Source organism: Mesorhizobium sp. M0909, from assembly GCF_040319515.1.
Lineage (GTDB): Bacteria > Pseudomonadota > Alphaproteobacteria > Rhizobiales > Rhizobiaceae > Mesorhizobium.
The window spans coordinates 341,710-366,423 of sequence record NZ_JAMYOA010000002.1 but is presented as its reverse complement, the minus strand read 5'-3'; the positions used below and the strand labels follow the sequence as shown (position 1 = coordinate 366,423).

Genomic DNA, 24,714 nt, shown 5'->3' with positions numbered 1-24,714 from the left:
CAGCGCGTGTCAGCGCGACGAGCAGTGGCCGCGTTCGCTGTCCTTGGCGGCGCGTTCGATGCCGGTGGCAACCAGCCAAGGCAGGGTGTACCGCTTGCCGTTGAAGGTCCGGGTGCGGTTCTCGATCGATCCGACAACAACGACCTCGCCGGCATAGAGCTTGTCCGAAAGATTGAGGGCTTTGTCTTGCTGCGGCAGGCGATCAATGTCGATTGAAACGCCTTTGATGAGCTTACCAGTAGCGAGGTCGAGTGCGCTGTTCGATGGACAGGGTGCCGCCACGCAGCGCAAGCCGTTGTCGCAGAACACGTAGCTGCCCTGTCCGTTGGCGAAGACTTGCGCCGTCGCCACGCAGAAGCCAGCGGTCAGCAGGAATTTTGTGACGTTTACCATGCCGGCACCATCGCCGGCGAGTTCGGGAAAATTGAGGCGCTCAGAGATCGACAGGGAACCGCCGCCGGTAGTGCTCGACCACTTCCGGGTTGCGCAGATTGACCGGTAATCTGTTGGCCAGCACCAGCAAGGCTTCGCCAGCCGCGCCGACGCCCATGCGCATCATCGACTGCTCGGTGATCCCAGCCATGTGCGGGGTGACGATGACGTTGTCGAACCCGAAATAAGGATGGTTGGGCGGCAGCGGTTGTGTTGCAAAAACATCGAGTGCGGCGCCGCCGATGCGGCCCTTCTGCAAGGCCTCGATCAGCGCGTCGTCGTCGATCACCGGCCCGCGCGAAACATTGATCAGCAGCGCATCCGGCTTCATCCGGTCAATGCGCTCGCGGCTGATCAGCCCCCGTGTTTCGGGCGTCAGCGGGCAGCACAGAACGATGATGTCGCTCTGTTCGATCAGCGCATCGATCGACAGGAAGCCGACCCTGTCCGGCGCCGGCCGCATGCTGCGCGTCGTCGCCACCACATTCAGATCGAACCCATGTGCCGCGATGTGGCCAACCGCCTGGCCGATCGCGCCGAGGCCGACAATGCCGATCGTCTTGCCCGCTAGCTCGCTGGCCACCACCGTGTGTTCGCGGCCGGCCAGCCAGCCCTTCGCACGCAGGTCGCGGTCCAACACACGAAAGCGCCTAAGCAGCGCCAGCGCCGCGAACATCACGTATTCGGCGACGGATCGCGCGTTCACCCCCGGTACGTTCGCCACCAGCACGCCGGCCGCATTGGCCGCTTCCATAGGTACCATGTCCAGCCCGGCGCCGTGGCGGATCGCGGCCCTGAGCCTCCTCGCTCCTTCGAAAAGCGACGCAGGCAAGGGAGCGCGAACGATGATGACATCGGCGTCCCTTGCCTCGGCGGCAAGCGTGTGCGCATCGAGGGCGGAAGCAACGACGAGTTCGCCGGTCCCTGTCAGCATGGAAGAGGCACGGGGGTGCAGTCTGTGTGTCGACAGGATCTTGGGCATTTCAGGCCTTTTCGAGCGCTGGGCTTTGCGGTTCCGCCCCACGCCCCTCGATCAGCCCCTTCCAGTAGCTTTCGGCGCCTTGCAGATGGGCGCTCATCAGCGCCTGGGCGAGATTGCCGTCGCGGCGCAGCAGCGCCTCGTAGATCTGGATATGCTCGGCATGGGAGCGCACGCTGCGTTCGGGATCGTTGAAATAGATCGGCAGGCGCAGCTCACCCATCATGTAGTAGACGCTGCAGATATTGTGGAAGACGCTGTTCTTGGTCGCCCGCACGATCTCGAGGTGGAACTCGCGGTCTTCCCGGGCAAGGCCTTCACCGGCGGCGATGCGATCCTCGGACGCCTTCAGGATCTCGCGCAGCCGCTCGAAATTCTCCTCGGTGGCGCGTGAACAGGCCAGTTCGGCGGCCTTGATCTCGTGGATCTTGCGCAACTCGACCGTCTCGTAGATCTGGACGGGATCGAGCGGCAGGCCCGCGCGGGCGAACAGCGCCATCGCCTCGACGCTCGCCTGCTTCGTATCGATGTAGATGCCGGATTTCGCCCGTCGCTCGACGATGCGCATCGCCTCGAGAATGGCCAGCGCCTCGCGGATCTGTCCGCGGCTGACGCTGAAATGCTCTGCCAGTTCGCGCTCCGACGGCGTGCGGCCCGTCTCCTTGTCGGAATGGGAGAACAGATAGGCGGCAAGTTCCGCGAGAAGGTTCTTTTCTTTCATGTCAGCCGTGTTGCGCGTGCGCCTCCAGGAACCGCTCCGAAATGGTGAATCCCAGCCCGGGTCTATCAGGGATCGCTACCATACCGTCCTTTGCTTCGACAGTCTCTTCGATCAGATCGTGGATCATCGGGTTGGCGCCGAGCGAATATTCGACGGTGAAGCTCGCCGGCGAAGCGGCGCAGACATGCAGCCCGGCAAAGAAGCAGGGCGCGCCGGCCCAAAGATGCGGCGCAAAGCGCAGATTGAAGGCGCTGGCGATGGTGCCGATCTTCATCGCCTCGCTGATGCCACCGCAAAAGGCCGGATCCGGCTGGAAGATATCGGCGGATTTGAGCACGGCGAGGTCGCGGAAGGCATAGCGTGTCGCCTCGCTTTCGCCGGTGGCGATCGGGATCGAACCGCAGGCGCGCACCTCGGCCATGCCGGGCTTGTCGTCGGCGATCACCGGCTCCTCGAACCAGGCGAGATCGAGGTCGCCGGCGAGATGGATGAAGCGCTTGGCTTCGGCCACCGTGTAAGTGCCGTGCGCGTCGACCATCAGGTCGATATCGGGACCGAGCGCCTGTCTTGCGGCGCGGACGCGAGCGGCCGAGATATGTGGGGCGCCGTCCATCGCGCCGACGCGCATCTTCAGCGCCTTGAAGCCGCCCTTGGCGATGTAGGACTGCAGCTGGTCGCCGATGGCTTCCGCGGTGGCCCAGCCGCCGGAAGCATAGGCCGGCATGCGGTCCAGCTTGCGGCCGCCGAGCAGCCGCCAGACCGGAACGCCGAGCGATTTGCCGAGAATGTCCCACAAAGCGATGTCGACGGCGCTGATGGCGGCGATGCTCATGCCCCGTCGTGCCAGTTGCGGCATGGCATGGCCGGCGCGAGCGGCACTGTCGTGGCGCGTGCCATTATAGAGCATCTCCCAGATGACGCCGATGTCGGCCGGGTCGCGGCCGACCAGCTGCGGGCCGACCTCGTAGTTCAGCAAATGGACGAGAGCGCCGTAACTGCCGGCGCTGCCGGCGGCATTCTTGCCTTCGCCCCAGCCGACCAGCCCGTCGTCGGTTTCGATGCGCAGGATGGCGGCGTCGAACGTCGCCACCTGACCGAAGTCGCTGCGGTGCTGCTTCGCGACTTCGATCGGTATGCGGACCCACCAGGCTTGGACCGTTTTGATGCGCATGTTCATCCTCGGCCCGGCCGCGGTGAGGCGGAAGGGCTCTTTCCAAACGGCTCGGCTACTTGATCAGCGGCAGCAGCGTTTCCGCGTTGATGCGCATCTGGTCGGTGTAGAATTTCTCCGTGAGCACGCTGGAGCCGTGGTCCTGAATGAACTTCAACTGCTCCGGCGAGATGTCGACGGGGTTGCGTTCGACCATGTCGGGATAGGGAGCAGCCGGCGTGCGGTCGACGGGGGCGACGAATTCATTGGTCAGCGCGCCGTCATAGCCGATCTCCTTCAGCGTGCCGACGATCTTCGGCCAGTCGATCTGCCCGAGGCCGGCGGCGAAGCGGTTGTTGTCGGCGACATGGAAATCGTACAGGCGCTTGCCGACCTGCCGGATCGCGTCGTAGACGTTAAATTCTTCCATGTGGATGTGGTAGGCGTCGAGGCAGACGCCGCATTCGGGGCTGACCGCATCGGCCAGCGCCAGTGCCTGGGCGCCGCGGTTGAACAGATAAGTCTCGAAGCGGTTGAGCGGCTCAACCGCGATCTTGACGCCGACTTTCTTGGCGTGGGTGAAGCATTCCCGGGTGGCGTCGACCACCCATTTCCATTCCTCTTCCTCGGTGCCGTCCGGCACGACCTTGCCGACGGTGGCGGGAACCAGCGTGATAATCTCGCCGTCGAGCTCGCTGACCATGGTCAGCACGTCCTTGACGTACTGCACCGAGCGCTCGCGTTGGCCCTGGTCCTTGGCGGCGAGATTGCGCTCGCCCAGCATCAGCGTCACCGCTCCCCAGCAGCGAATGCCGTACTCGTTCAACAGTGCGCGCGTCTCCTTGGGCTTGTACTGTTCGGGTTCGCCGGAAATCTCGATCGACTCATAGCCGAATTTCTTGATGCGCTTGAGCGTCGTTTCCAGCGGCTCCGCCCGCATCCAATTGTGCGTCGAAAGATGCATGGTCTATCCTTCCCAGAATCGCCTGTACCAGTTTGCCTGCGGCGCACTCTGCCGAAGCCGCCGCATGATTCCTCCCCAAGCCGTCCCAGCATTTTTTTGCAAACTGGTTCGACCAATTGGGCTTGATGGGAGGTCTACAGTAATTTCATCTGGACGGCAAGAAGTGCTGCCATCAAGCGTTGGCTCCTGTCTATGCTATTGATTATACTTAAACATGTGGCTTAACTCGGCATGGTTGCAGGACTGCGGCAGCGCGTCAAATGGCTTGACCAGATTTCGGCATTTGGTAATACCAGAATAGTGGCGCTGAGCGCGCTGTGCAAAGAGACCAAAGACGCTGGCCCTGTTTTCAATCGGCGCTATGCTTGGTCGTAAAACATAGGGAGATGCCGATGCCGACGACGATGAAGGGGCCTGGTCTGTTCCTGGCGCAGTTTGCGGGCGACGCCGCGCCGTTCAATTCGCTGGCCTCGATCACCAAATGGGCGGCCGGTCTGGGCTACAAGGGCGTGCAGATCCCGACATGGGACGCCCGATTGTTCGATCTCGAGAAGGCAGCCTCCTCCAAGGCCTATTGCGACGAGGTGAAGGGCATCTGCGCCGATGCCGGCGTCGAGATCACCGAACTGTCGACGCATCTGCAGGGGCAATTGGTGGCGGTGCATCCCGCCTATGACGCGCAGTTCGACGGCTTCGCGCCGGCTGCGGTGCACAACAATCCAAAAGCCAGGCAACAATGGGCGGTCGAACAGATGAAGTTCGCCGCCAAGGCGTCGAAGAATCTCGGGCTCAAGGCGTCGGTGTCGTTTTGCGGAGCGTTGGCCTTCCCCTACCTCTACCCCTGGCCGCAGCGGCCGGCGGGATTGATCGAGGAGGCATTTGCCGAACTCGGCAAACGCTGGACGCCGATCCTCGACGTTTATGACGACAACGGCGTCGATGTCGGCTACGAAATTCATCCGGGCGAGGACGTGTTCGACGGCGCGACATTCGAGATGTTCCTCGATTCGGTCGGCGGCCACAAGCGCTGCAACATCAACTATGACCCGTCGCACTTCCTGCTGCAGCAGCTCGATTATCTCGACTTTATCGACATCTACCACGAGCGGATCAAGGCGTTCCACGTCAAGGATGCCGAATTCAATCCGACCGGGCGGCAAGGCGTCTATTCCGGTTACCAGAGCTGGACCAACCGTGCCGGGCGTTTCCGCTCGCTCGGTGACGGGCAGGTGGATTTCGGCGGCATCTTCTCCAAGCTCACCCAATACAATTACGATTCATGGGCGGTGCTGGAATGGGAATGCTGCCTCAAGCACCCGGAGGATGGTGCGGCCGAAGGCGCTCCCTTCATCCAGCACCACATCATCAGGGTGACGGAAAAAGCATTCGACGACTTCGCCGGCGGCAAGACCGATACAAAGGTGCTGCGCGGCATGATGGGGATCTAGCACAGATATCCCTCCCCCTCGAGGGGAGGGTCGATCCGCGCAGCGGATCGGGGTGGGGTCGCTGGGCGTAGGGCTCGGCATGAACCGACCCCACCCGGCCCTGCGGGCCACCTTCCCCTCAAGGGGAGGGGTATTTCAATGACGAGGGAGAAAATCGTGGTTGGCGCATCGAAGACGGAAACGGGAGGCGGTCCGATCCGCTACGGCATGGTTGGCGGCGGACAAGGCGCCTTTATCGGCGCGGTGCACCGCATCGCGGCACGCATGGACAACGAGTTCGTGCTGGTTGCCGGCGCCCTCTCGTCGAATCCGGAGCGCGCCAAGGCCTCGGCGGCCGAGCTTGGGCTCGATCCGGCACGCAGCTACGGCTCCTATGCCGAGATGGCCAAGGCGGAGGCCAAGCGGCCGGATGGCATCGAAGTGGTGGCCATCGTCACGCCGAACAATGTGCACGTGCCGGCCGCCAAAGCTTTTCTCGAGGCCGGCATCCACGTCATCTGCGACAAGCCACTGGCGACGACGCTAGCCGAGGCAAAGAGGCTGGCGGCGCTGGTCGAAAAGACCGGCAAGGTGTTCGTGCTGACGCATAACTACACCGCCTATCCGATGGTGCGGCAGGCACGCGAGATGGTCGCCAAGGGACAGCTCGGCGATATCCGCATCGTGCAGTCGGAATATCCGCAGGACTGGCTGACCGAAGACCTGGCCGCCACCGGCCAGAAGCAGGCTGCGTGGCGCTCTGACCCGAAGCAGGCGGGTGCCGGCGGTGCACTGGGCGATATCGGCACGCATGCCTACAACCTTGCCCGTTTCGTCTCCAGGCTGGAGCTCGATTCGTTGTCGGCCGATCTCGATGCCTTCGTGCCGGGGAGGCTGCTCGACGACAACATCAATGTGCTGCTGCGCTTCAAGCCGGTCGGCGGGTCGCACCCGGCCAAGGGAATGATCTGGGCAAGCCAGGTGGCGCCCGGCCACGAGAACGGGTTGAAATTGCGCATCTACGGCTCGAAGGGCGGCCTCGAATGGGTGCAGGCCGACCCGAACTATCTCTGGTACACGCCGTTCGGCCAGCCGAAGCAGTTGATCACCCGTAATGGCGCCGGCGCGCTCCCCGTCGCCGGGCGCGTCAGCCGCGTTCCGCCAGGGCATCCGGAAGGCTATCTCGAAGGTTTCGCCAACATCTATCAGGAAGCCGCGCGGGCTATTCGTGCAGCGCGCCGGAAGGGCGGGAAGCCGGCCAAGGATGTCGTCTTCCCGACCGTGCAGGACGGGGTCGAGGGCATGGCCTTCATCGAGGCCTGCGTGAAGTCGTCGAAGAAGAATGGGGCGTGGACGAAGCTCTGAAGGGTGGTGGTGATAGTCAGGTGAGACCGGCCTGCAAATGGCAGTTTCCTGCGCTTCCGGTGCTCATGTACCAAAAGCACGCTCCGCTCCGGTTCTCGGAACCCACCATTTTCGGCTCGGCCTGACCTGAATCTCACCACTCCTCCGGCGATCGAGCGAATGAAGGGAGGGGGCGTCGATGAAAATCGGCATGTGCATGTTGTTGTGGACGACCAGTGTCTCGAAAAAACACGAGCCGTTGCTGAGGGACATCAAGGCGACCGGCTTCGACGGCGTCGAAATACCGGTCTTCTCCGGCACGCCGGACAACTACAGGAAACTCGGCGAACTGCTCGACCGTATCGGGCTGCAACGCACCGCCGTCTCGGCGATGGGCGATCCGGCGATGAACCTGATCTCGCCGGATGCCTCGACGCGCAAGGCCGGTATCGACTACATGAAATCGGCGATCGACTGCGCTCAGGCGCTTGGCGCGAACACGTTGAGCGGCCCGCTCCATTCGACACTCGGGGCCTTCTCCGGCAGCGGGCCGACAGCGGCCGAGAAAAAACGTTCGATCGCTTCGCAACGCGCCATTGGCGACTATGCCGGCAACAAGAGCGTCACCATCGGGCTGGAGGCGCTCAACCGCTTCGAATGCTATCTGTTCAACACGATGGACGATTTGTCGGAGCATATCGACGCGATCGACCGGCCGCACATCAAGGCGATGTACGACACCTTCCATGCCAACATCGAAGAAGCCGACCCGATTGGCGCCTATACGCGCAACCGCAACAACATCGTCCATATCCACATTTCGGAGAACGATCGCGGGGTGCCGGGCCGTGGCCATATTCCCTGGAAGGAGACTTTCTCCGCCATCCGCAAGAGCGGCTACGACGATTGGCTGACGATCGAGGCGTTCGGGCGTTCGCTGAAGGACTTGGCCGCGGCCACCAAGGTGTGGCGCGACTTTTCCGAAGGCCCGGAAGCTGTCTACCGCGACGGCTACAGGCACATTAAGAACGGGTGGAGGAAAGCTGCATAATGATCGGCCAGCCCGATGCCGCACCCGTCACCCCTGCTCAGCCTGGATCCTGTTGTAGTCGTGGATCGTCCTGCTCAGCCGGCGGCGCAGGAAATTGGAAATGTTGTCGAAGATGAAAACGACGAGCAGGACCAAGAGCACCATGTAGAAGACATTGGCCCAGTTGGAGTTGGTGCGCATCGCTTCCCAAAGCTTCAGGCCGATGCCACCAGCACCGACGGCGCCGATGATCGTCGCGCCCCTGGTGTTGGATTCCCACTGGTAGAGCGTCTGGCTGATGAAGACCGGGATCACTTCCGGCAGCACGCCATAGCGCTGCACCAGCAAGCCGTTGGCGCCGGTCGACTGGATGCCCTCGCGGGGCTTGTCGTCGATGTTCTCGAGGCCTTCCGAATAGACTTTGCCGAGCGTGCCGATCTCGGTGAAGAAAATCGCGGCGCTGCCGGCCAGCGGGCCCGGGCCGAAGGCGCGGGTGAAGAACAGCGCCCAGATCAGCATGTCGACCGAACGCATGAAATCGAAGAACCGCTTGAGCACCTGGCTGAGGAGGCCGCTCGGGGTGATGTTGCGGGCGGCGAAAAAGGCGAGCGGGAAGGCGACGATGCCGCCGAGCAAGGTGCCGAGAAACGCCATGACGATGGTCTGGAACAGCTTCGTCCAGACGTCGCCATGCTGCCATTGGGCGTTGTTCCAGATATTGTCCGCGGCCAGCGCAATGTTCGATGTGCCCGGCTTGAGCTGGGGTCCGGACATCAGCAACGAGACCACCTCGCCGGGCGACTTGCCGAAGAAGGGCGAGCGTGTGTCGAAGACGAAATTCGCCCAGCCGAGAAAGCGCTTGCGGACCTTGACGCGATCGACGGTTATGCGAACCTCGCCGGCAAAGCCCATCCGGGCGACGATTTCATCGTCATGCGCGGTGATCCAGTCCGGCACCGGGCCGGTTATCACCGGCTTGCCGCTGGTCAACGACACCGGCACCGCCTGGCCATTGGCGACAAGCGTTGCCTCGGCCTTGTCGAAGGTGACGGATTTGGCTCGGCCGTCGATCAGAACGGTGTAGGAGCCGTTGGCATTGGTGATGACCCAATCGGGATGCGGGTCTTCGCCAAGTGCAGAAAAACGCGGGTATTTGGGGGTGATCTGAGGCTGATCGAGACGGAATTCCGGCTGCAGATCGTAGCTGATCCATTGCGTCAGGAAGAGCGGCAGGCGCTCCCAGTGCGATTGCCTCAGCACTTGCGGCAGGCTGAAGAACCACAAGGCATAGACGAGGTAGAGCAGGATGCCGGCGAACAGCACCAGCGGGCCGAAGCGTTTGTACAAGGGCCGTCGGAACACTTGGGGAAAGCGCTCCTCTATCGCCTGCATCTCATCGGCGGTCATCGCGGTCATGGGCAGTCTTCTTGTTGATTTGCCAAGATCTTTTCCAAAAACCGGAATCCACTTTTTGGGATCATGGTCAGGCGCCCATCATGAAGGCCTGCTCGCCGACGAGCTTGCGACGAAGCCAGGCGGAGAACTGGTCGACGAGGAAGATGGTGGTGAACAACAGCAGCACCAGTGCCAGCGTCTTGGCGCCAAAGCCGCGTGAGATGGAGAGCTTCAGCTCCTCGCCGATGCCGCCTCCGCCGACCGCGCCGATGATGGTCGAGATACGGACATTGATCTCGATCCTGAGCAGCGCATAGGACATGAAATTGGGCAGCACCTGCGGCAGGCCGGCGAAGCGCACGCGCTCGAACCAGTTGGCGCCGACCGCGCGCAGGCCTTCTTCGGCGCGCATGTCGATGTTTTCGTTGATCTCGTAAAAGAGCTTACCGAGGGCGCCGATCGAATGCAGGCCGATGGCGATGATGGCCGCGACCGGGCCAGTCGAGAGGATGGCTGCGAACAGGCCGGCAATGACGATCTCGGGGAAGGCGCGAAGCAGTTCCATGAAGCGCTTGACGACGAGCCTGAGCACCGGACTGGGTGTCAAATTGCGCGCGGCGATGAACGAGAACGGCACCGCAAAGACGAAGCCGATGAAAGTGGAAACCAGCGCCACGTTGAGCGTGGTGAGCATCAGCTCGAAATATTCGGGTAGGTAAAAACCGCCCCAGAGATAAACGCGGCCAAGCGGGAAGTTGAACTCCTGGCTGCCCTTGTCGTGCGGCGATGCGATGTCGAACAGCGCCCGCCAGACGTCGTTCCAGTCTTTGGGAACAAGCCAGCTAAGGAAATCCAGTATGTGCGGCAGCCGATCGAAGAAATGTCCGGCATTGGCCTCGTCGGCAAACCACATGGCTGTGCACATGGCGATAAGCAGCAAACCGATGCCGAGCGCCGTGTAGAACCGGCGCAAGGACGTCTGCCGTCGCCAGGAGTCGGCTGTCCGCCGGGTCGCGTCTGAACGGATCGTGGCTGAGATGGTCATGATCGGGCATGCAAAAAGGGCGGCGCTGATAAGGCCGCCCTTTGCAACTGCATTCAGCCGCCGATCGCGGCTTTGCGGGCTTCGACGATGACGCTGTAGAAGTCCGGCTTCACAGGAACGTAGCCAGTGAAATCGCCGCCTTCGATGGCCTCGAAGCAGGGCTTGTCCTTGGCCGGCAGGCTGGTGAAGAAGTTGGCGAGCTTGGCGCTCATATCGCCACCGAGCGCGGTGCGCACGACCAGCGGGCCGTTCGGGATCAGGCCGGAGCGCCAGACTTCGACGAAATCGTTGGGGTCGACGGCGCCCTTGGCGACTTCCTTGTGGAAGGTGCCGGAGGTGTAGCCATTCTTGAAGTCGCCAATGCCCGAGGAGTCGTCAACCGCAACATCGACCTTGCCGTCGCGAACGGCGAGGAGGTTGTTCTCGTGGCCGCCATTGAACTGGGTCGAGGCGAAGAAGGTTTCGTTCGAGGCGCCGGTGTCCTTCGGAATCTGGGTCAGCGGGATCAGATAGCCGGAGGTCGAATCCGGGTCGGCATAGCCGAGCTTCTTGCCCTTTGCCGACTTGATGTCGGTGATGCCGGACGACTTCAGCGCCAGGCCGATCGAATAATAGCCGGTCGCGCCGTCGGTCTGCTGGGTGGTGAGGATCGGGGTCACGGCGTTCGGATCCTTGAGGTAGACGCTGGCATAGCCTGACGCGCCAAGCTCGGCGAAATCGAGGGTGCCGCCGAGCAGGCCCTGGATTACGCCGTCATAGTCGGCGGCCGGGAACAGCGAGACCTTCTCGAAGCCGAATTCGGACTTCAGGTGATCGGCGAGGCACTGAAAGTTGCGCAGCCGGTCCGCTTCATTTTCACCACCAAGGATGCCGATGCGGAATTCCTTGATATCCTGGGCGTGAGCGGCACTTGTTGCGATGGCGAGCAATGAAACCGCGCCAAAAACCATCTTCCTGAACATTATCTCTCTCCTGTTGGTTCCGGCTTCGCGCCGGAGCGTTCGAACTTTTGACGAGTGCCTTTGACGCGGGCGGGCGATCAGGCCGTTCTCAGTAGCCAGGGAATACGGGCTCGAGCGGTCCGGCGGATGCAGCGATTTTCTGTTTGATGGCGACGCTGGTCGAGGTGATGGCCTCGGAGATTTCGCCGCCATTGCTGTCGGCGCCGTAGACCATGCGCACGGCCTCGCGGTTGAGGTCTTCGGGCGGGCCGTCGAAGACAACCTTGCCGGCGGCCATGCCGATGATACGGCTGCAATAGTTGCGGGCCGTATCAAGCGTATGCAGATTTGTGATGACGGTGATGCCTTCGCGCAAATTGATGTCCTGCAGCGAATCCATCACCACCTTGGCGTTGAGCGGATCGAGCGAGGCGATCGGCTCGTCGGCCAACAGCACCTTCGGCTGCTGCATCATGGCACGCGCAATCGCAACGCGCTGCTGCTGGCCGCCGGAAAGCGTGCCGGCGGGCTGCAGTACGGTGCGGGCGATGTCGAGACGCTCAAGGGCCGCAACAGCCTCGGCGCATTCACTGCGCGAGAACATGCCGAACAGGTTGGACAGCGTCGAGCGGTGGTTGAGCCGGCCGAGCAGCACATTGGTCAGCACGTCCAGGCGCGGCACCAGATTGAACTGCTGGAAGATCATGGCGCAGTCGCGCTGCCATCGCCGGAGCGGCGAGCCGCGCAACCCGGAGACTTCGACGCCGTCGAACAGGATGGATCCCTGGCTGGGATCGATGAGGCGGTTGATCATGCGCAGAAGCGTCGATTTGCCGGCGCCGGAACGGCCGATGATGCCGACCATCTGACCGTGCGGGATCGCGATGTCGACATTGCTGACGGCGGTGTTCTTGCCGAACCGGCGGGTGACGCCGCGGATTTCGAGCGTAGCTGACATGGTGCAGGCTCCAGTCCAATCGCAATTGAAGGTCTGTTAACCCTCGCTAGCGCAGCCGCATGAACCTGCGGTGTCGGAACGATGTCAGTTTTGTTACTGCCCACAGGTACGCCTCGCCCGGGGAATTCATCCGCGCGCCTTTGGATCAGCCCAGGACAAGAAGCTCCTCGAAATGCTTCATGTCCTTGAAGCTGCAAAATGCCGGAGGCAGCAGCTCGATCACTGGAGTCTGACGGACGGCAGCGAGAGGCAATCATCGAATAGTTGTTGCCATTGCGTTATCCTTTCATCGTCGAGACGGCGGATCTGATAGGCGAAGGTTATGTGGAACGTGTAGCTGTCGTGGTCGGGATGCCGATATCCGAAGGGCGCCGACAAGGCATCGCGCCATGCGCGCAGGATACGCACGTCCTCATCGGTTGCGCCGGCAACGGTCAAGCCCGTCGGCACGACATCGACAACCCTGATCTTGAAGGCGCCGCGGCCTTCGAAGCCGTTCAGGCGTTCCTGATAGAGGCGGGTCATGTCGTCGATGCTGGTGTCGAGGGGCGCATCCTCAGGCCAATAGGGAAGCCGGCGCCGATATTCGATGATGCCCTGGAACAGCGTCATGTGCAGGCTGGAGACCGGCGTGAAGGCCAGCCGGTCGGTATGGGGCATGGCGCGCATCCGCTCACGCACTTCGACCACCACTGCCTCGGACGGCGAGCCGTCGACGAGATGGCAGACGACCGTGTTGCCGGGCTCGGTCAGGAAATTGCCAGAGGTGTCGTAGCGCCTGCCGAGATGCAGCGGAGGGGTCAGGTTCGAGCCGGCAAAGTATCCGGCGAGCGAAGGTTTGACTGAAACAGGCATTGCGATCTCCAGAGGAAAGGCCGCGTTCTGCCCCGACGATGTGTCAGGGACATCAAAACCGTGCCAAGAAGTAGAATATCAAAGGCAGGACTCGCCAAGCGATTCTGCCGGGGTTTGCACATCATCAAGATTGAAATAAAGATTCAAACTCGTATCAAAGAGAGGCTTCCTAATTGCTACGTTGGCGCCAGTGGTTGCGGCTGTATGCTGCAGGGGTAGTCGCTGCGATAAGTTTCACAGTGGCCCTGGTTTTGATGTCCGTATATCGGGTTGGTAGCTTGAACCATCCAATACCGGGATACTTGTACAATTATGGAAATGGGCGCGACGCGGCCATTATTATAATGATTCTCATTTTTTTAATTGCGCTAGTTACGATAAATTTTGCAAATAAGATTGAGGAAAAAACCAAATCGCTTGTAGATATTGGTTATGACAAAAAAATTATAGAACTTATCAGGTTAAATCAGACTGGTGGTGCTATTCTTATCACGTTAGGATTTCTTTCTATTATTTTGGACATTTGCCTGAGCGGCTGACTTATTCGGGACGTCAACCCCCATGCTTCTCCAAAAACTGATTGGCCGACAGTTCCCGAAAATCGTCGAGCGCGGCGCGCAGCCGGGCGTGATCCCAATCCCACCAGGCGAGCGCCTGGTAGCGCTCCGCGGTGCGGCGGTCGAAGCGTTCGCGGATCGGCTTGGCCGGTACGCCGGCGACGATGGTGTAGGGCGCGACGTCCTTCGACACCACTGCGCCGGCGCCGACTGCCGCTCCATCGCCAACAGTAACACCGGGCAGGATGGTCGAGCCATGGCCGAGCCAGGTGTCGTGGCCGATGGTGACGCGTTTGGCGCGGCGCTGGGCGAAGAATTCGCTCTCGTGCTCGGCGTCGTCCCAATAGTCGGACGCGCGATAGGTGAAATGGTGCAGCGTCGGCCGCCAGGTCGGATGGTTGGTGGCGTTGATGCGCACATTGGCGGCGATGTTGGCGAATTTGCCGATCGTCGCGCACCAGACGCCGCAGTCCTGCATCATGTAGGAATAGTCGCCGAGCGTGCTTTCGGAAACCCGGCAGCGCTCGGCGATCTCGGTCCAGCGGCCAAGCGTCGAGTTCTCAACTTGCGCCGTCTCGTGGATCAGCGGTGCCTCCGACAGTTTCCTCGTCATGCGGCGATTTTTCCGGCGGCGAAGGCGGTCACGTCGATGATACGGTCGGCCACCGCCTCGCGCACGTCGTGGTCGTGGAAGATGCCGAGCAAGGCGACGCCCGAGGCCTTCTTGGCGGCGATCAGGGAAATCACCACGTCGCGGTTCCTTGCGTCGAGCGAGGCGGTCGGCTCGTCTAGCAGCAGGATCGGATGCTCGGTGATGAAGCCGCGCGCGATGTTGACGCGCTGCTGTTCGCCGCCGGAGAACGTCGCCGGCGGCAGCGCCCAGAGTTTTTCCGGCAGGTTCAGCTGCGCCAGCAAGGCACGTGCCTTGCCGCGCGCGACCTCACGCTCCTCGCCGCGCTCGACCAGCGGCTCGGCGACGACATCGAGCGCCGAGACACGCGGCACGGTGCGCAGGAACTGGCTGACATAGCCGATGGTAAGCCGGCGCACGGCAAGCACGGTGCGCGGGCTGGCAGTTGCGAGATCGATGAGCCCGCCCTCGTGCTGGACGATGATCTGGCCTTCATCGGCGGCATAATTGCCGTAGAGCATTTTCAGGATCGAGCTCTTGCCGGCGCCGGACGGGCCGCCGAGCACGGCGCATTCGCCGGCCCTGATCGCGAACGAGACGCCGGCGACGACCGGCAATTTGATGCCGTCGCGCAGATGCATGGTGAAGCTCTTGGCGACGTCGGAGACAACGAGCGGGGTTGCCATAGTCACACCTGCAGAATGGAAGAAACGAGAAGCTGGGTGTAGGGCGCGCGCGGATCGTCGAGGACGCGGTCGGTGAGGCCGCTTTCGACGACGCGGCCGTCCTTCATCACCATCATGCGCTGCGACAACAGCCGCGCCACGGCGAGATCGTGGGTGACGACGATGGCCGCCAGGCCGAGATCGGTGACCAGGCCGCGCAACAGATCGAGCAGGCGCGCCTGCACCGAGACGTCGAGGCCGCCGGTCGGCTCGTCCATGAACACCAGCCGCGGCCCGGTGACGAGGTTGCGGGCGATCTGCAGGCGCTGGCGCATGCCGCCGGAAAAGGCGCGCGGCTCGTCGTCGATGCGGTCTTCGTCGATCTCGACGCGCGACAGCCAGTCGACCGCCGTCGCGCGGATTTTGCCGTAGTGACGGTCGCCGACCGCCATCAGCCGCTCGCCGACATTGGCGCCGGCCGACACCGTCATGCGCAGCCCGTCGGCGGGGTTCTGATGGACAAAGCCCCAGTCGGTGCGCATCAAAAAGCGGCGCTCGGCCTCGCTCATGCGATAGAGCTCGCGGAATTGGCCGTCGCGCATGCGGTAGCTGGCGGTGCCGGAGCTGGGCAGTAGCCTTGTCGACAGGCAGTTGAGCAAAGTGGTCTTGCCGGAGCCGGATTCGCCGACCACCGCCAGCACTTCACCCGGCCAGAGGTCGAAGGTGACGTCCTCGCAGCCGACGCGCGAGCCGTAGAATTTGGACAGCGCCGAAACGCGCAGCAGCGGTTCGTCGGTCATTGGGCCGGCTCCGTTTTTTCCAGGGCAAGAGGGGTTTCAGGCGCAAGATGGCCGCGATGGCCTTCGGCCCGCCGCTTCTCGCAATGATCGGTGTCGGAGCAGACGAACATGTGGCCGCCATGGTCGTCGAGGATAACTTCGTCGAGATAGACGTTCTCGGCCGCGCACAGCGCGCAGGGCTGGTCGAAGGTCTGCACCTCGAACGGATGGTCCTCGAAGTCGAGGCTGACCACATCGGTGAAGGGCGGCAGTGCATAGATGCGCTTTTCGCGGCCGGCCCCGAACAATTGCAAAGCCGGCGAACGGTGCATCTTCGGATTGTCGAATTTCGGCGTCGGCGACGGGTCCATGACATAGCGGCGCTCCACCTTGACCGGATAGGCGTAGGTGGTGGCGATGCGGCCATGTTTGGCGATGTCCTCGTAAAGCTTGACATGCATGAGCCCGTATTCCTCCAGCGCATGCATCTTGCGCGTCTCGGTTTCGCGCGGTTCGAGAAAGCGCAACGGCTCGGGGATCGGCACCTGATAGACCAGCACCTGGCCGGCGCTCAGCGGATATTCAGGGATGCGGTGGCGAGTCTGGATGATGGTCGCCTTCGCCGTCTCGGTGGTGACAGCGACATTGGCGACCTTCTTGAAGAAGGCGCGGATCGAGACGGCATTGGTGGTGTCGTCGGCGCCCTGGTCGATGACCTTCAGCACATCGAGGGGACCAATGATCGAAGCGGTGACCTGCACACCGCCGGTGCCCCACCCATAGGGCATCGGCATTTCGCGCGAGGCGAACGGCACCTGATAGCCAGGGATGGCGATACCCTTGAGGATCGCCCGGCGGATCATCCGCTTGGTCTGCTCGTCGAGATAGGCGAAGTTGTAGGTGGCGATGTCGGTTGGTTGTGCGGTCATTCCGCGGCCTCTCTCTTCTCTTCGGCCTTGCCGGCGTTTTCGCGGGCGTCGTGCTCGGCGCGCATGCGGCGCACGAGGTCGAGCTCGGCTTGGAAATCGACATAATGCGGCAGCTTCAGATGCTCGACGAAGCCGGTCGCCTGGACATTGTCGGAATGCGAGATGACGAACTCCTCGTCCTGGGCGGCGGCGACGACATCCTCACCCAACTCCGAGGCACGCAGCGCGCGGTCGCATAGCGCCATGGCCATCGCCTTGCGCTCGCTCTGGCCGAAGACAAGGCCGTAGCCGCGGGTGAATTGCGGCGGCGCCTTGGCCGAGCCCTTGAACTGGTTGACCATCTGGCACTCGGTGACGCGGATACTGCCGAGCGGCACTGCGAAAGGCAGTTCCGGCACGTCGAGCTCCAGCTCGACCTCACCGATACGGACCTCACCGACGAAGGGATGGTTGCGCGCATAGCCGCGCTGGGTGGAATAGCCGAGCGCCAATAAAAACCCCTCATCGCCGCGCGACAACGCCTGCAGGCGGATGTCGCGCGCCATCGGGAATTCGAGCGGCTCGCGGGTGATGTCGCCGGGGACATGATCTTCAGGCATGTCGCCGTCGGATTCGATCAGGCCCTCGCGGGCGAGGATCGCCGACACGCGCGGCATGGCTTCCGCTTCGCCGGCACGCTGCTCCGGCTCGGCGACTTCGCCGCCTGCAGCAAGCTCGGGATCGAGCAGCCGGTGGGTGTAGTCGAAAGTCGGGCCGAGCAACTGGCCGCCGGGCAGGTCCTTGTAGGTGGCCGACACGCGCCGCTCGACCAGCATCGTGCCGGTGTCGACCGCCCTGGTGTAGCCGAAGCGCGGCAGCGTGGTGCGGTAGGCGCGAATGAGGAAGATCGCCTCGATCATGTCGCCGCGCGCCTGGACGATGGCGAGTGCCGCCAATTCCGTGTCGTAGAGCGAACCTTCACTCATCACCCGGTCGACGCCGAGCGCCAGCTGCTCGACGATCTGGTTGAGGCGAAGTGCGGGCACCGAACGATCGCCGCGCCGGCGGTCGGCGAGCAGTTTGTGGGCGTTGCGAATGGCCGCTTCGCCACCCTTTACCGCGACATACATCCTATGCCTCCATCATCTTGATGCGCGTCGTGCGCGGCAGGCAGGCAATTGCTTCGGACGTGGCGAGGATGATGTCGACGCCACGCGGAAAGCGCTGGTTGTTCTGCTTCCATTGCTCGACGAAATGGCGCGGCATTTGCGCCGGCGCGATCGTCGCCGTCTTCTCGATGCCCGGGCCTTCGAGCAGCAGCGGAGCGCCGGAGACAAGATCGCTGACCTCGAGGATCAGCGTCGTGGAGCGATCGGGATAATCCTGGGTGCCTTGCGAAAACCCGTCGAGCGCCATCATCTCGGCCGGGGTGGCGATCAGCGCGAAATGCGCGTCGGCCGATGTGTTGGCCAGCGGCGCGCCGGTATGGAAGCCAAGCCAGGATTTCACCGTCGCTGAAGCCTGCAAGGCGGGGTCGAGCCAGAGCGGCGTGTCGTTATCGCACAGCGCCAGCGCAATGGCGCCCGCGGTGGCTGACAGCGGCGTCGGTGGATGGGTAAAGACCGGCAGGGGCTGCAGTGTGCCCGGCCGCGCCATCGCGTCCATCACTGCGCGGAAGACCGTCTGGGCGTCGAACACCGGATCGGCAAAGCCGCCTTCGATCGCTTGGGTTGCGATGTCCATCAGTCTTCTCCGCGTACCATGGTGAAGAAATCGACCTTGGTCGCCGCCGTCTCGGCGCGGCGCTGGTCACGGGCCTTGGCCAGTGCCGCCCGCAAGGGCGCGACGAGCCTGGCCTCGACCTCGTTGCGGTGAGCCGGGTCCTGCCAGAGCGCGTCGGCGATTGCCGCCAGCCTTGCCTTCTGCTTGTCGCGGCCGAGCGCATAGCAGTGGCCGACCTGTCCGGAGGCGAGCCTGACGGTGGCGCGGGTGACCGTCGCCTCGCCAACGTTGAACGGCGCGCCGCCGCCACCGATGCGGCCACGCACGGTCACCAGGCCGGTTTCGGGGCCGCGCAGGAGTTCCGCCTCAGAAGGCAGGCCGGCTTCGTTCCACAGACGGACGATATCGTCGCCGGTCGATTGCGCCAGCGTTGTCATAACGGCCTTGCGCTCAGCCTGATCGCGCGCTTCCTGTCCTCGCATGGTTAACACTCCCTTGCATCGACACTTGTCTATTGATATAGACAATTATACAAATTATACCTATTATCTAATGCGTGTCTATGACGGGTGCATGACAGGGCGAGAAGAGGGGGCGCAAAGGTTGGGGCAGAAAATGATCGGACAAGCCAACAGCATCGAGCGGCGCAGCGGTGTCGCGCTGTGGCGGCAGATCGCCGATCAGATCCTGCATTCGATTGCCGTCGGCGATTTTCCCGAAAATGCGGCGTTGCCGCCGGAGGTGGCACTTGCCGAGCGCTATGGCGTCAACCGCCACACCGTCCGCAGCGCCATTGCAGCGCTGGTGCAGGAGGGTGTGCTCAGGGCAGAGCAGGGGCGCGGCACCTTCGTGCTGTCGCGCAGGCGGCTGTCATATCCGATCGGCGCCCGCACCCGCTTTTCCGAAGGATTGCAAGGACAGGCGTCCGAGCGGCATATCACCTTGCTTGCATCATCGGTCGAGCCTGCCAACCGTCGTGTGGCAGAGAGCTTAGGCCTTGCAAAGGGGGCCGACGTGATACGTCTGGAAACGCGCGGCGAAGCCGATGGAATGCCGGTGTCCCGCGCTGCCGGCTGGTTCGATGCCAGGCGCTTTGCCGGCATCGATGCTGCCATGGCGGAAACCGGTTCGATCACCGCATCGCTGGCACGTTTCGGCATTGACGACTATCTGCGGCAATCGACGGTGCTGTCGGCGCGCCATGCGGATGCCGCCGACCTTGCGGACCTCGACCTGCAGCCCGGCGCCATCGTGCTAGTGACGGTCGCCGTTAACGTCACGCCCGACGGTCAGCCGATCCAGTTTTCGGAGTCGCGCTTCCCGGCCGAGCGGATCGAGCTCAAACTATCGGCGCTCTGAGATGCGCCAGCCCTGGCATCATCCGACCTGGATAACCGCCTTGATCAGGCCGGACTTCTCATGCGCCCAGCGGGCAAGATCGTGCGGCGTTTCGCCAAGCGTCGTGCGGTGCGTGACGAGCTTTGCCAACGGCACCGCGCCGTTGCGGATCGAGGCGGCGACATGGTCGAAATCGGCACGCAGCGCGTTGCGGCTGCCGATCAGCATCATCTCGCGCTTGTGGAATTCGGGATCGGAAAAGGCGATGTCGTCCTTGACGACGCTGACCAGGACCAGCGCCCCGCCATGCGCGACATGGGCGAAGGCCGACTGCACCGACTGGGTGTTGCCGGTGGCATCGAAAACCATGTCAAAGCCATCGCCGTCGGTTGCTTGCCGCACCAGGTCCGCAGCAGCGCCCTGCGAGCCGTCGAGGGTCGCGAAGCCGAGTTCGCTTTCGGCGAAACTCAGCCTCTCCGCACTCATGTCGAGCAGCGTCACGTCGAGCCCGGCGATGCGGGCGAACAGCGCCGTGCCGAGCCCGATGGGGCCCGCGCCGATGACCAGCGTGCGCGCACCTGGATCAGCCAGCGAGCGCCGCACGGCATGCGCGCCGATCGCCAGGAATTCGACGGCAGCAGCATCGGCCAGCGACAAGCCGTTTGCCGGATAGAGATTTTGCGCCGGCACCAGAATTTGCTCGCACATGGCGCCGTCGCGGTGGACGCCGAGCACCTCGATCTTAACGCAGCAATTCGGCTTGCCTTGCCGGCAGGCGATGCATTTGCCGCAGGCGAGATAGGGATTGACGACCACCGGTTCGCCGATTGCCAGATCGACGCCCTCCCCAACCTCGATCACGGTGCCGGAAACTTCGTGGCCCATGATGCGGGGATAGGCGAGGAACGGGTGCTTGCCTTCGAAGATGTGATAGTCGGTGCCGCAGATGCCGACATGGCTGACGGCGACCAGCGCCCAGCCGGCCGGGGGCGCGCCAGGCGCCGGACGATCTTCGAGGACAAGTTCGCCGGGCGAGCGGCAGACGACGGCTTTCATGCTTCAATCCAGTCGGTTCATGGCACCGCCGGCTCTGCTGTCGCGAGGCCGGCGGTTGTGGGGAGGCGGTCTATTTGCCGCGGCGGCGCAGCCCGTCGAAATAGACGATGACGATGATCAGCACGCCGGTGATGATGCGCTGCCAGAAGGCGTTGACGTTGAGCAGATTGGCGCCGTTGTTGATGGTGGCAAGGATGAAGGCGCCGAGCAGCGGCCCGTGAACTGAGCCGACAGCGCCGAACAGCGAGGTGCCGCCGATCACCGAGGAGGCGATCGCCTGCAATTCCCAGCCCTCGGCTTGTGTCGGATTGCCGATGCCGATGCGCGAGGCAAGCAGCACGCCGACGAATGCCGCACACAGCCCCGACAGCGTGTAGGCCATGTAGATGGTGCGCTGGACGTTGACGCCTGACAGGCGCGACGCCTCGGCGTTGGAGCCGACCGAGAACAGATAGCGGCCCCAGCGGCTGTGGTGCAGGAAGATGTAGGCCGGGATGCCGACCAGGATCACCATCCAGAACAGATTGGGGACGCCGAGGAAGGAACTGCGCGAGAACGTCTGGAAGGCGTCGTTGTTGATCGAGATCGAGTTGCCGTTGGTCATCAACAGACCGATGCCGCGCAGCGAGGTCAGCGTCGCCAGGGTGATGATGAAGGGCGGCAGGCCCATCTTGACGATGCCGAAGCCGTGGAACATGCCGATGGCGACGCCGACCAGCAAGGTGATCAGGATGGCCAGGAAAACCGGTGTTCCGGCGTTGATCAGCATCGCGACGATGACGGTGGCGAAGCCGACCACGGCGCCGACGGAAAGGTCGATGCCGCCGGTGATGATGACGAAGGTCTGGCCGACCGCCAGGATGGCGATCATCGACCCTTGCCGCAACAGGTTGGAGATGTTGTTGGCCGAGGCGAAGCTCGGCGTCGCCACCGACAGGATGACCCACAAAAGAACCAGCAGCGCCAGCAGTGTCAGCCCGAAAAGGGCGTTGTAGTTGCGTTTCGGCCTTTCGGCAGCGATCGCCTCGGTGCTCATATCCGTCCTCCCGGTCTTTCTTGTTTCTCGGCCAGCGCCTGGGTGAGGATCTCCTCGTGATCAGCGGTCCGAAACCCGTGCGTAGCCACCAGTTTGCCGCGCCGGAACACATGCAGCGTGTCGGCGAGTTCATAGACCTCGGGCAGGTAGGACGAGATCAGGATGATGCCGGCTCCTTTGGATAGCAGCGCGCCGAACAGGCGGTAGATCTCGGCCTTGGTGCCGACATCGACGCCAACAGTAGGCTCGTCGAAGATGAACAGCTTGGCGCCGTGGGCGAGCCATTTGCCGATGACGATCTTCTGCTGGTTGCCGCCGGACAGGCTGGAGGCCAGGGCGCTGCGTGTCGGCGTCTTGATGCGCAGGTCGGCGATCTGGCGATCGGCTTGCGCCTTTTCCTGCGCGCGCGAGATCAGCAGATTGCTCGAGATGCGCTTGTAGATCGGCAGATTGAGGTTGAGCCCGACCGGCAGGTTGAGGCAGAGGCCCTGGTCGCGGCGGCTTTCGGGGGCCAGCGCCATGCCGAGCCTGATCGCGTCATGTTCGGAATTGACCTTGACCTCCTTGCCCTCCCAGAGGATCTGGCCGGCCGATTTGCGGTGGCGCCCATAGAGCGTGGTGACGAACTCGCTGCGCCCGGCGCCGATCAGGCCATAGAGGCCGACGATCTCACCGGCACGGACGGACATCGAGACATTCTCGAAGCCCTTGCCTGACAGGTTCCTGGCTTCGACGATGGTCGCGCCAGGGGTGAAATGCTCCTTGTGGTAGACCTGCTCGATCGAGCGGTTGATCATCATCTTGACCAGCTCGGCGTCATTGGTCTCGGCAATGTTCCTGGTGCCGACCAGCGTGCCGTCGCGCAGCACCGAGACGCGGTCGGCGAGCTCGAACACTTCTTCCATGCGATGGCTGATGTAGATGATGGTGACGCCTTCGCCCTTCAGCCGGCGGATCAGCGTGAACAGCTGGTCGGCCTCCTTGCGGGTGAGATAGGCGGTCGGTTCGTCGAAGATCAGGAATTTGGTGCCGCGCACGGTGGCGCGGGCGGCGGCGATCAGCTGCTGCTGGCCGATGGTCAGGTCACCCAGCATGACATGCGCGGGCAGGTCGAAGCCTAGGTCGTCGATGATCTTCTGCGCCTGCCTGACCATCGCCCGCTGCTGCAGGATGCCGAAACGTGCATCCTCCTCGCCGAGGAACATGTTGGCGGCGACGGTGAGATGGCGGCACAGGACCACTTCCTGATGCACGGCATTGATGCCGAGTGCCATCGCCTCATGCGGCGTTGCCAATGCGGCAGGCTTGCCCTCCCAGATGACGTCGCCGGAGGTGCGCGGCATGACGCCGGTCAGAAGCTTGATCAGGGTGGATTTGCCGGCGCCGTTCTCGCCGACGATGGCGTGGATCTCGCCGGCTTTGAAGGCGAGGTCGACCGGCTTCAGCGCGTGGGTGCCGGGATAGCGTTTTTCCAGGCCGCGGAGTTCGAGGATGGTCCTGCCCGGTTCCAGCGTTGGGGCCGGATGGAGTTCCTGCGCCGTCGACATCATGACAATCCTCCCAGATTGGCCCGCCAGATGGCCTGACGATTGGCGCGAGTGGGATGTTTCCGGGGCAAAGGCCCCGGAAACAGTTCACTTGTGGCGATGCTCAGTCGAGCTTGGGGTTGAGCAGCGCGTCGATCTTCGGATCCTTCATGTTGGCTTTGGTGACCAGGTTGGCGCCGGTGTCGACATTGGCCTCGACCTTCTCGCCCTTCGAGGCGGCGAGCGCCGTCTTGATGCCGTCATAGCCCATCCGGTACGGATCCTGAACGACGAGAGCCGAAATGACGCCGTCATTGAGGAACTTGATCAGCTTCTCGTCGCTGTCGAAACCGACCAGCGCGACCTTGCCGGCAAGATTGTTCTCGGCGATCGCCTGACCGACGCCCTGCGCCATGATCAGATTGGAGGCGAAGATGCCCTTGAGGTTGGGGTTGGCGGTGATCAGGTCGGTGGCGATATTGAGGCCGGTGGTGGCCTGGCCGTCGGCGTATTTGTCGGCGACCAGCTTGAGGCCGGGATATTTGGCCGCGAGCTGTTCCTTAAAACCCTGGGCGCGCTGTTCGAGCGAGCCGGCGCCCGGAAGTGCGGTGATCAGGGCGACGTCGCCCTCGATCTTGCCGCCATTGGCTTCGCCGATGGCTGCGGCAAGGCCGTCAGCAGCGACGCGGCCGCCCTGGATGTTGTCGGTGGTCAGGAACGAGGTGAAGGCCTTGGAGTCGGCGCCGGAGTCGATACCGATGATCTTGACCTTGGTGGCGGCCTCGTCGATCGGCTTGCCGAGCGCCTTGGCTTCGGTCGGCGCGATGACGACGGCGGCCGGGTTGCCGGCGACGGCATTCTCGAGGATCGAGATCTGGCCGTTGACGTCGGTCTCGGCCTGGGCGCCGAGCTCCGGCACGTTGACGCCGAGATCCTTGCCGGCCTTGCGGGCGCCGGCCAGAACGATCTGCCAGTAGAAGGACGTGGTGTCCTTGACGATGATCGGAATGGTCACGTCGGCCGCGGATGCCGGAGCCGAATGCATCACGCCGGCAAGCATCGACGCGGCTGCGAGTGCCACGAAGGCGCGGCGGTTGAGAATGCTGGTCACGAATTTCATTAGGAGTCCTCCCTAAGTCGCCCGGTGAATGTTACGGAAGCTCCATTCGGATGGCGCGGCCCAAACGGAACTTTATCAATAAAAAACATTTACCGTATTTTGATAGTGCATCATCTCGGTCGGCGCAAGCGCTGT

24 protein-coding genes and 1 pseudogene are annotated in these 24,714 nt (G+C 62.9%); 4 read left to right on the top strand and 21 right to left on the bottom strand.

Annotated elements, in window-relative coordinates; translation table 11 throughout:
- Positions 1-9 precede the first annotated feature (9 nt).
- From NKH83_RS04350 to NKH83_RS04330, 5 genes are read right to left on the bottom strand one after another with little or no spacing between them, the layout of a single operon-like run.
- A complete protein-coding gene (locus NKH83_RS04350; RefSeq protein ID WP_352476343.1) occupies positions 10-393 on the bottom strand; it encodes a hypothetical protein in 384 nt (127 codons plus the stop codon).
- 40 nt (positions 394-433) lie between these two features.
- Positions 434-1,414 carry a hydroxyacid dehydrogenase gene (locus tag NKH83_RS04345; protein WP_352476344.1) on the bottom strand — a complete coding sequence of 327 codons (981 nt, stop codon included), beginning with the start codon at positions 1,412-1,414 and terminating at the stop codon, positions 434-436.
- Between the two features lies 1 nt (position 1,415).
- Complete coding sequence (locus tag NKH83_RS04340) at positions 1,416-2,132, bottom strand: FadR/GntR family transcriptional regulator (protein ID WP_254816743.1); 717 nt, start codon at positions 2,130-2,132, stop codon at positions 1,416-1,418.
- A 1-nt stretch (position 2,133) separates the two neighbouring features.
- Positions 2,134-3,303 carry a mandelate racemase/muconate lactonizing enzyme family protein gene (locus NKH83_RS04335; RefSeq protein WP_254816744.1) on the bottom strand — a complete coding sequence of 390 codons (1,170 nt, stop codon included), beginning with the start codon at positions 3,301-3,303 and terminating at the stop codon, positions 2,134-2,136.
- A gap of 55 nt (positions 3,304-3,358) precedes the next feature.
- Positions 3,359-4,246, bottom strand: coding sequence for a sugar phosphate isomerase/epimerase family protein (locus NKH83_RS04330; RefSeq protein WP_023675190.1), 888 nt, complete (start codon positions 4,244-4,246; stop codon positions 3,359-3,361).
- 392 nt (positions 4,247-4,638) lie between these two features.
- Between NKH83_RS04330 and NKH83_RS04325 the strand changes: the two genes are divergently transcribed.
- The 3 genes from NKH83_RS04325 to NKH83_RS04315 all read left to right on the top strand — a co-directional run bounded on the left by NKH83_RS04325 (position 4,639) and on the right by NKH83_RS04315 (position 8,068).
- A complete protein-coding gene (locus NKH83_RS04325) occupies positions 4,639-5,694 on the top strand; it encodes a sugar phosphate isomerase/epimerase family protein (protein WP_352476345.1) in 1,056 nt (351 codons plus the stop codon).
- A 138-nt stretch (positions 5,695-5,832) separates the two neighbouring features.
- Positions 5,833-7,038: a Gfo/Idh/MocA family protein gene (locus NKH83_RS04320; protein WP_352799745.1), complete on the top strand. Its 1,206-nt coding sequence runs from the start codon at positions 5,833-5,835 to the stop codon at positions 7,036-7,038.
- Between the two features lie 178 nt (positions 7,039-7,216).
- On the top strand, positions 7,217-8,068 hold the full coding sequence (locus NKH83_RS04315) for a sugar phosphate isomerase/epimerase family protein (protein WP_352476347.1): 852 nt from the start codon (positions 7,217-7,219) through the stop codon (positions 8,066-8,068).
- A 27-nt stretch (positions 8,069-8,095) separates the two neighbouring features.
- Here NKH83_RS04315 and phnE (NKH83_RS04310) read toward each other — a convergent pair whose 3' ends face one another.
- The 12 genes and pseudogenes from phnE (NKH83_RS04310) to phnG all read right to left on the bottom strand — a co-directional run bounded on the left by phnE (NKH83_RS04310) (position 8,096) and on the right by phnG (position 18,985).
- Positions 8,096-9,463 carry a phosphonate ABC transporter, permease protein PhnE gene (phnE, locus tag NKH83_RS04310; RefSeq protein WP_352476348.1) on the bottom strand — a complete coding sequence of 456 codons (1,368 nt, stop codon included), beginning with the start codon at positions 9,461-9,463 and terminating at the stop codon, positions 8,096-8,098.
- Between the two features lie 67 nt (positions 9,464-9,530).
- The gene (gene phnE, locus NKH83_RS04305) at positions 9,531-10,487 is read right to left on the bottom strand and encodes a phosphonate ABC transporter, permease protein PhnE (RefSeq protein WP_254816749.1); all 957 of its coding nucleotides are present in this window, start codon (positions 10,485-10,487) and stop codon (positions 9,531-9,533) included.
- A gap of 53 nt (positions 10,488-10,540) precedes the next feature.
- On the bottom strand, positions 10,541-11,449 hold the full coding sequence (gene phnD / locus NKH83_RS04300) for a phosphonate ABC transporter substrate-binding protein (RefSeq protein ID WP_352476349.1): 909 nt from the start codon (positions 11,447-11,449) through the stop codon (positions 10,541-10,543).
- Positions 11,450-11,537: 88 nt separating this feature from the next.
- On the bottom strand, positions 11,538-12,386 hold the full coding sequence (phnC, locus tag NKH83_RS04295; RefSeq protein ID WP_352476350.1) for a phosphonate ABC transporter ATP-binding protein: 849 nt from the start codon (positions 12,384-12,386) through the stop codon (positions 11,538-11,540).
- A gap of 145 nt (positions 12,387-12,531) precedes the next feature.
- Positions 12,532-13,241, bottom strand: a pseudogene (locus NKH83_RS04290) (DUF1868 domain-containing protein).
- A 552-nt stretch (positions 13,242-13,793) separates the two neighbouring features.
- Entirely contained in the window at positions 13,794-14,411 is a 618-nt protein-coding gene (locus NKH83_RS04285) for a DapH/DapD/GlmU-related protein (RefSeq protein WP_352476351.1), read from the bottom strand.
- On the bottom strand, positions 14,408-15,115 hold the full coding sequence (phnL, locus tag NKH83_RS04280) for a phosphonate C-P lyase system protein PhnL (protein WP_352476352.1): 708 nt from the start codon (positions 15,113-15,115) through the stop codon (positions 14,408-14,410). The genes NKH83_RS04285 and phnL overlap by 4 nt, the downstream gene beginning before the upstream one ends.
- A gap of 2 nt (positions 15,116-15,117) precedes the next feature.
- Positions 15,118-15,894, bottom strand: coding sequence for a phosphonate C-P lyase system protein PhnK (phnK, locus tag NKH83_RS04275; RefSeq protein ID WP_352476353.1), 777 nt, complete (start codon positions 15,892-15,894; stop codon positions 15,118-15,120).
- Complete coding sequence (locus tag NKH83_RS04270) at positions 15,891-16,802, bottom strand: alpha-D-ribose 1-methylphosphonate 5-phosphate C-P-lyase PhnJ (protein WP_352476354.1); 912 nt, start codon at positions 16,800-16,802, stop codon at positions 15,891-15,893. Before NKH83_RS04270 ends, phnK begins: the two co-directional genes overlap by 4 nt.
- On the bottom strand, positions 16,799-17,911 hold the full coding sequence (locus tag NKH83_RS04265) for a carbon-phosphorus lyase complex subunit (protein ID WP_352476355.1): 1,113 nt from the start codon (positions 17,909-17,911) through the stop codon (positions 16,799-16,801). The genes NKH83_RS04270 and NKH83_RS04265 overlap by 4 nt, the downstream gene beginning before the upstream one ends.
- Before the next feature lies 1 nt (position 17,912).
- Positions 17,913-18,524 (bottom strand): phosphonate C-P lyase system protein PhnH, encoded by a 612-nt coding sequence (gene phnH, locus NKH83_RS04260; RefSeq protein WP_352476356.1) that lies wholly within the window; start codon positions 18,522-18,524, stop codon positions 17,913-17,915.
- Positions 18,524-18,985, bottom strand: a complete 462-nt coding sequence (gene phnG, locus NKH83_RS04255; protein WP_352476357.1) for a phosphonate C-P lyase system protein PhnG — start codon at positions 18,983-18,985, stop codon at positions 18,524-18,526. Before phnG ends, phnH begins: the two co-directional genes overlap by 1 nt.
- Before the next feature lie 133 nt (positions 18,986-19,118).
- Here phnG and phnF point away from each other — a divergent pair, with 133 nt between their 5' ends.
- On the top strand, positions 19,119-19,862 hold the full coding sequence (gene phnF / locus NKH83_RS04250; protein ID WP_352476358.1) for a phosphonate metabolism transcriptional regulator PhnF: 744 nt from the start codon (positions 19,119-19,121) through the stop codon (positions 19,860-19,862).
- Between the two features lie 18 nt (positions 19,863-19,880).
- Here phnF and NKH83_RS04245 read toward each other — a convergent pair whose 3' ends face one another.
- From NKH83_RS04245 to NKH83_RS04230, 4 genes are all read right to left on the bottom strand, one after another.
- Positions 19,881-20,897 carry a zinc-binding alcohol dehydrogenase family protein gene (locus tag NKH83_RS04245; protein WP_352476359.1) on the bottom strand — a complete coding sequence of 339 codons (1,017 nt, stop codon included), beginning with the start codon at positions 20,895-20,897 and terminating at the stop codon, positions 19,881-19,883.
- Positions 20,898-20,967: 70 nt separating this feature from the next.
- Positions 20,968-21,933, bottom strand: coding sequence for an ABC transporter permease (locus NKH83_RS04240; protein WP_352476360.1), 966 nt, complete (start codon positions 21,931-21,933; stop codon positions 20,968-20,970).
- Complete coding sequence (locus NKH83_RS04235; protein ID WP_352476361.1) at positions 21,930-23,483, bottom strand: sugar ABC transporter ATP-binding protein; 1,554 nt, start codon at positions 23,481-23,483, stop codon at positions 21,930-21,932. The genes NKH83_RS04240 and NKH83_RS04235 overlap by 4 nt, the downstream gene beginning before the upstream one ends.
- A 100-nt stretch (positions 23,484-23,583) precedes the next feature.
- Positions 23,584-24,579 carry an ABC transporter substrate-binding protein gene (locus tag NKH83_RS04230; protein ID WP_352476362.1) on the bottom strand — a complete coding sequence of 332 codons (996 nt, stop codon included), beginning with the start codon at positions 24,577-24,579 and terminating at the stop codon, positions 23,584-23,586.
- Positions 24,580-24,714 lie beyond the last annotated feature (135 nt).

Excerpts from the sequence above, each read along its gene's own strand:
- NKH83_RS04345 (WP_352476344.1), bottom strand. The coding sequence starts at position 1,414 with ATGCCCAAGATCCTGTCGACACACAGACTGCACCCCCGTGCCTCTTCC.
- NKH83_RS04340 (WP_254816743.1), bottom strand. The coding sequence starts at position 2,132 with ATGAAAGAAAAGAACCTTCTCGCGGAACTTGCCGCCTATCTGTTCTCC.
- NKH83_RS04285 (WP_352476351.1), bottom strand. The coding sequence starts at position 14,411 with ATGACGAGGAAACTGTCGGAGGCACCGCTGATCCACGAGACGGCGCAA.
- NKH83_RS04350 (WP_352476343.1), bottom strand. The coding sequence starts at position 393 with ATGGTAAACGTCACAAAATTCCTGCTGACCGCTGGCTTCTGCGTGGCG.
- phnE (WP_352476348.1), bottom strand. The coding sequence starts at position 9,463 with ATGACCGCGATGACCGCCGATGAGATGCAGGCGATAGAGGAGCGCTTT.
- NKH83_RS04240 (WP_352476360.1), bottom strand. The coding sequence starts at position 21,933 with ATGAGCACCGAGGCGATCGCTGCCGAAAGGCCGAAACGCAACTACAAC.
- NKH83_RS04235 (WP_352476361.1), bottom strand. The coding sequence starts at position 23,483 with ATGATGTCGACGGCGCAGGAACTCCATCCGGCCCCAACGCTGGAACCG.
- NKH83_RS04325 (WP_352476345.1), top strand. The coding sequence starts at position 4,639 with ATGCCGACGACGATGAAGGGGCCTGGTCTGTTCCTGGCGCAGTTTGCG.
- NKH83_RS04230 (WP_352476362.1), bottom strand. The coding sequence starts at position 24,579 with ATGAAATTCGTGACCAGCATTCTCAACCGCCGCGCCTTCGTGGCACTC.
- phnG (WP_352476357.1), bottom strand. The coding sequence starts at position 18,985 with ATGCGAGGACAGGAAGCGCGCGATCAGGCTGAGCGCAAGGCCGTTATG.
- phnK (WP_352476353.1), bottom strand. The coding sequence starts at position 15,894 with ATGACCGACGAACCGCTGCTGCGCGTTTCGGCGCTGTCCAAATTCTAC.
- NKH83_RS04320 (WP_352799745.1), top strand. The coding sequence starts at position 5,833 with ATGACGAGGGAGAAAATCGTGGTTGGCGCATCGAAGACGGAAACGGGA.
- phnL (WP_352476352.1), bottom strand. The coding sequence starts at position 15,115 with ATGGCAACCCCGCTCGTTGTCTCCGACGTCGCCAAGAGCTTCACCATG.
- phnC (WP_352476350.1), bottom strand. The coding sequence starts at position 12,386 with ATGTCAGCTACGCTCGAAATCCGCGGCGTCACCCGCCGGTTCGGCAAG.
- NKH83_RS04270 (WP_352476354.1), bottom strand. The coding sequence starts at position 16,802 with ATGACCGCACAACCAACCGACATCGCCACCTACAACTTCGCCTATCTC.
- NKH83_RS04265 (WP_352476355.1), bottom strand. The coding sequence starts at position 17,911 with ATGTATGTCGCGGTAAAGGGTGGCGAAGCGGCCATTCGCAACGCCCAC.
- phnD (WP_352476349.1), bottom strand. The coding sequence starts at position 11,449 with ATGTTCAGGAAGATGGTTTTTGGCGCGGTTTCATTGCTCGCCATCGCA.
- phnH (WP_352476356.1), bottom strand. The coding sequence starts at position 18,524 with ATGGACATCGCAACCCAAGCGATCGAAGGCGGCTTTGCCGATCCGGTG.
- NKH83_RS04330 (WP_023675190.1), bottom strand. The coding sequence starts at position 4,246 with ATGCATCTTTCGACGCACAATTGGATGCGGGCGGAGCCGCTGGAAACG.
- NKH83_RS04335 (WP_254816744.1), bottom strand. The coding sequence starts at position 3,303 with ATGCGCATCAAAACGGTCCAAGCCTGGTGGGTCCGCATACCGATCGAA.
- phnE (WP_254816749.1), bottom strand. The coding sequence starts at position 10,487 with ATGACCATCTCAGCCACGATCCGTTCAGACGCGACCCGGCGGACAGCC.
- NKH83_RS04315 (WP_352476347.1), top strand. The coding sequence starts at position 7,217 with ATGAAAATCGGCATGTGCATGTTGTTGTGGACGACCAGTGTCTCGAAA.
- NKH83_RS04245 (WP_352476359.1), bottom strand. The coding sequence starts at position 20,897 with ATGAAAGCCGTCGTCTGCCGCTCGCCCGGCGAACTTGTCCTCGAAGAT.
- phnF (WP_352476358.1), top strand. The coding sequence starts at position 19,119 with ATGATCGGACAAGCCAACAGCATCGAGCGGCGCAGCGGTGTCGCGCTG.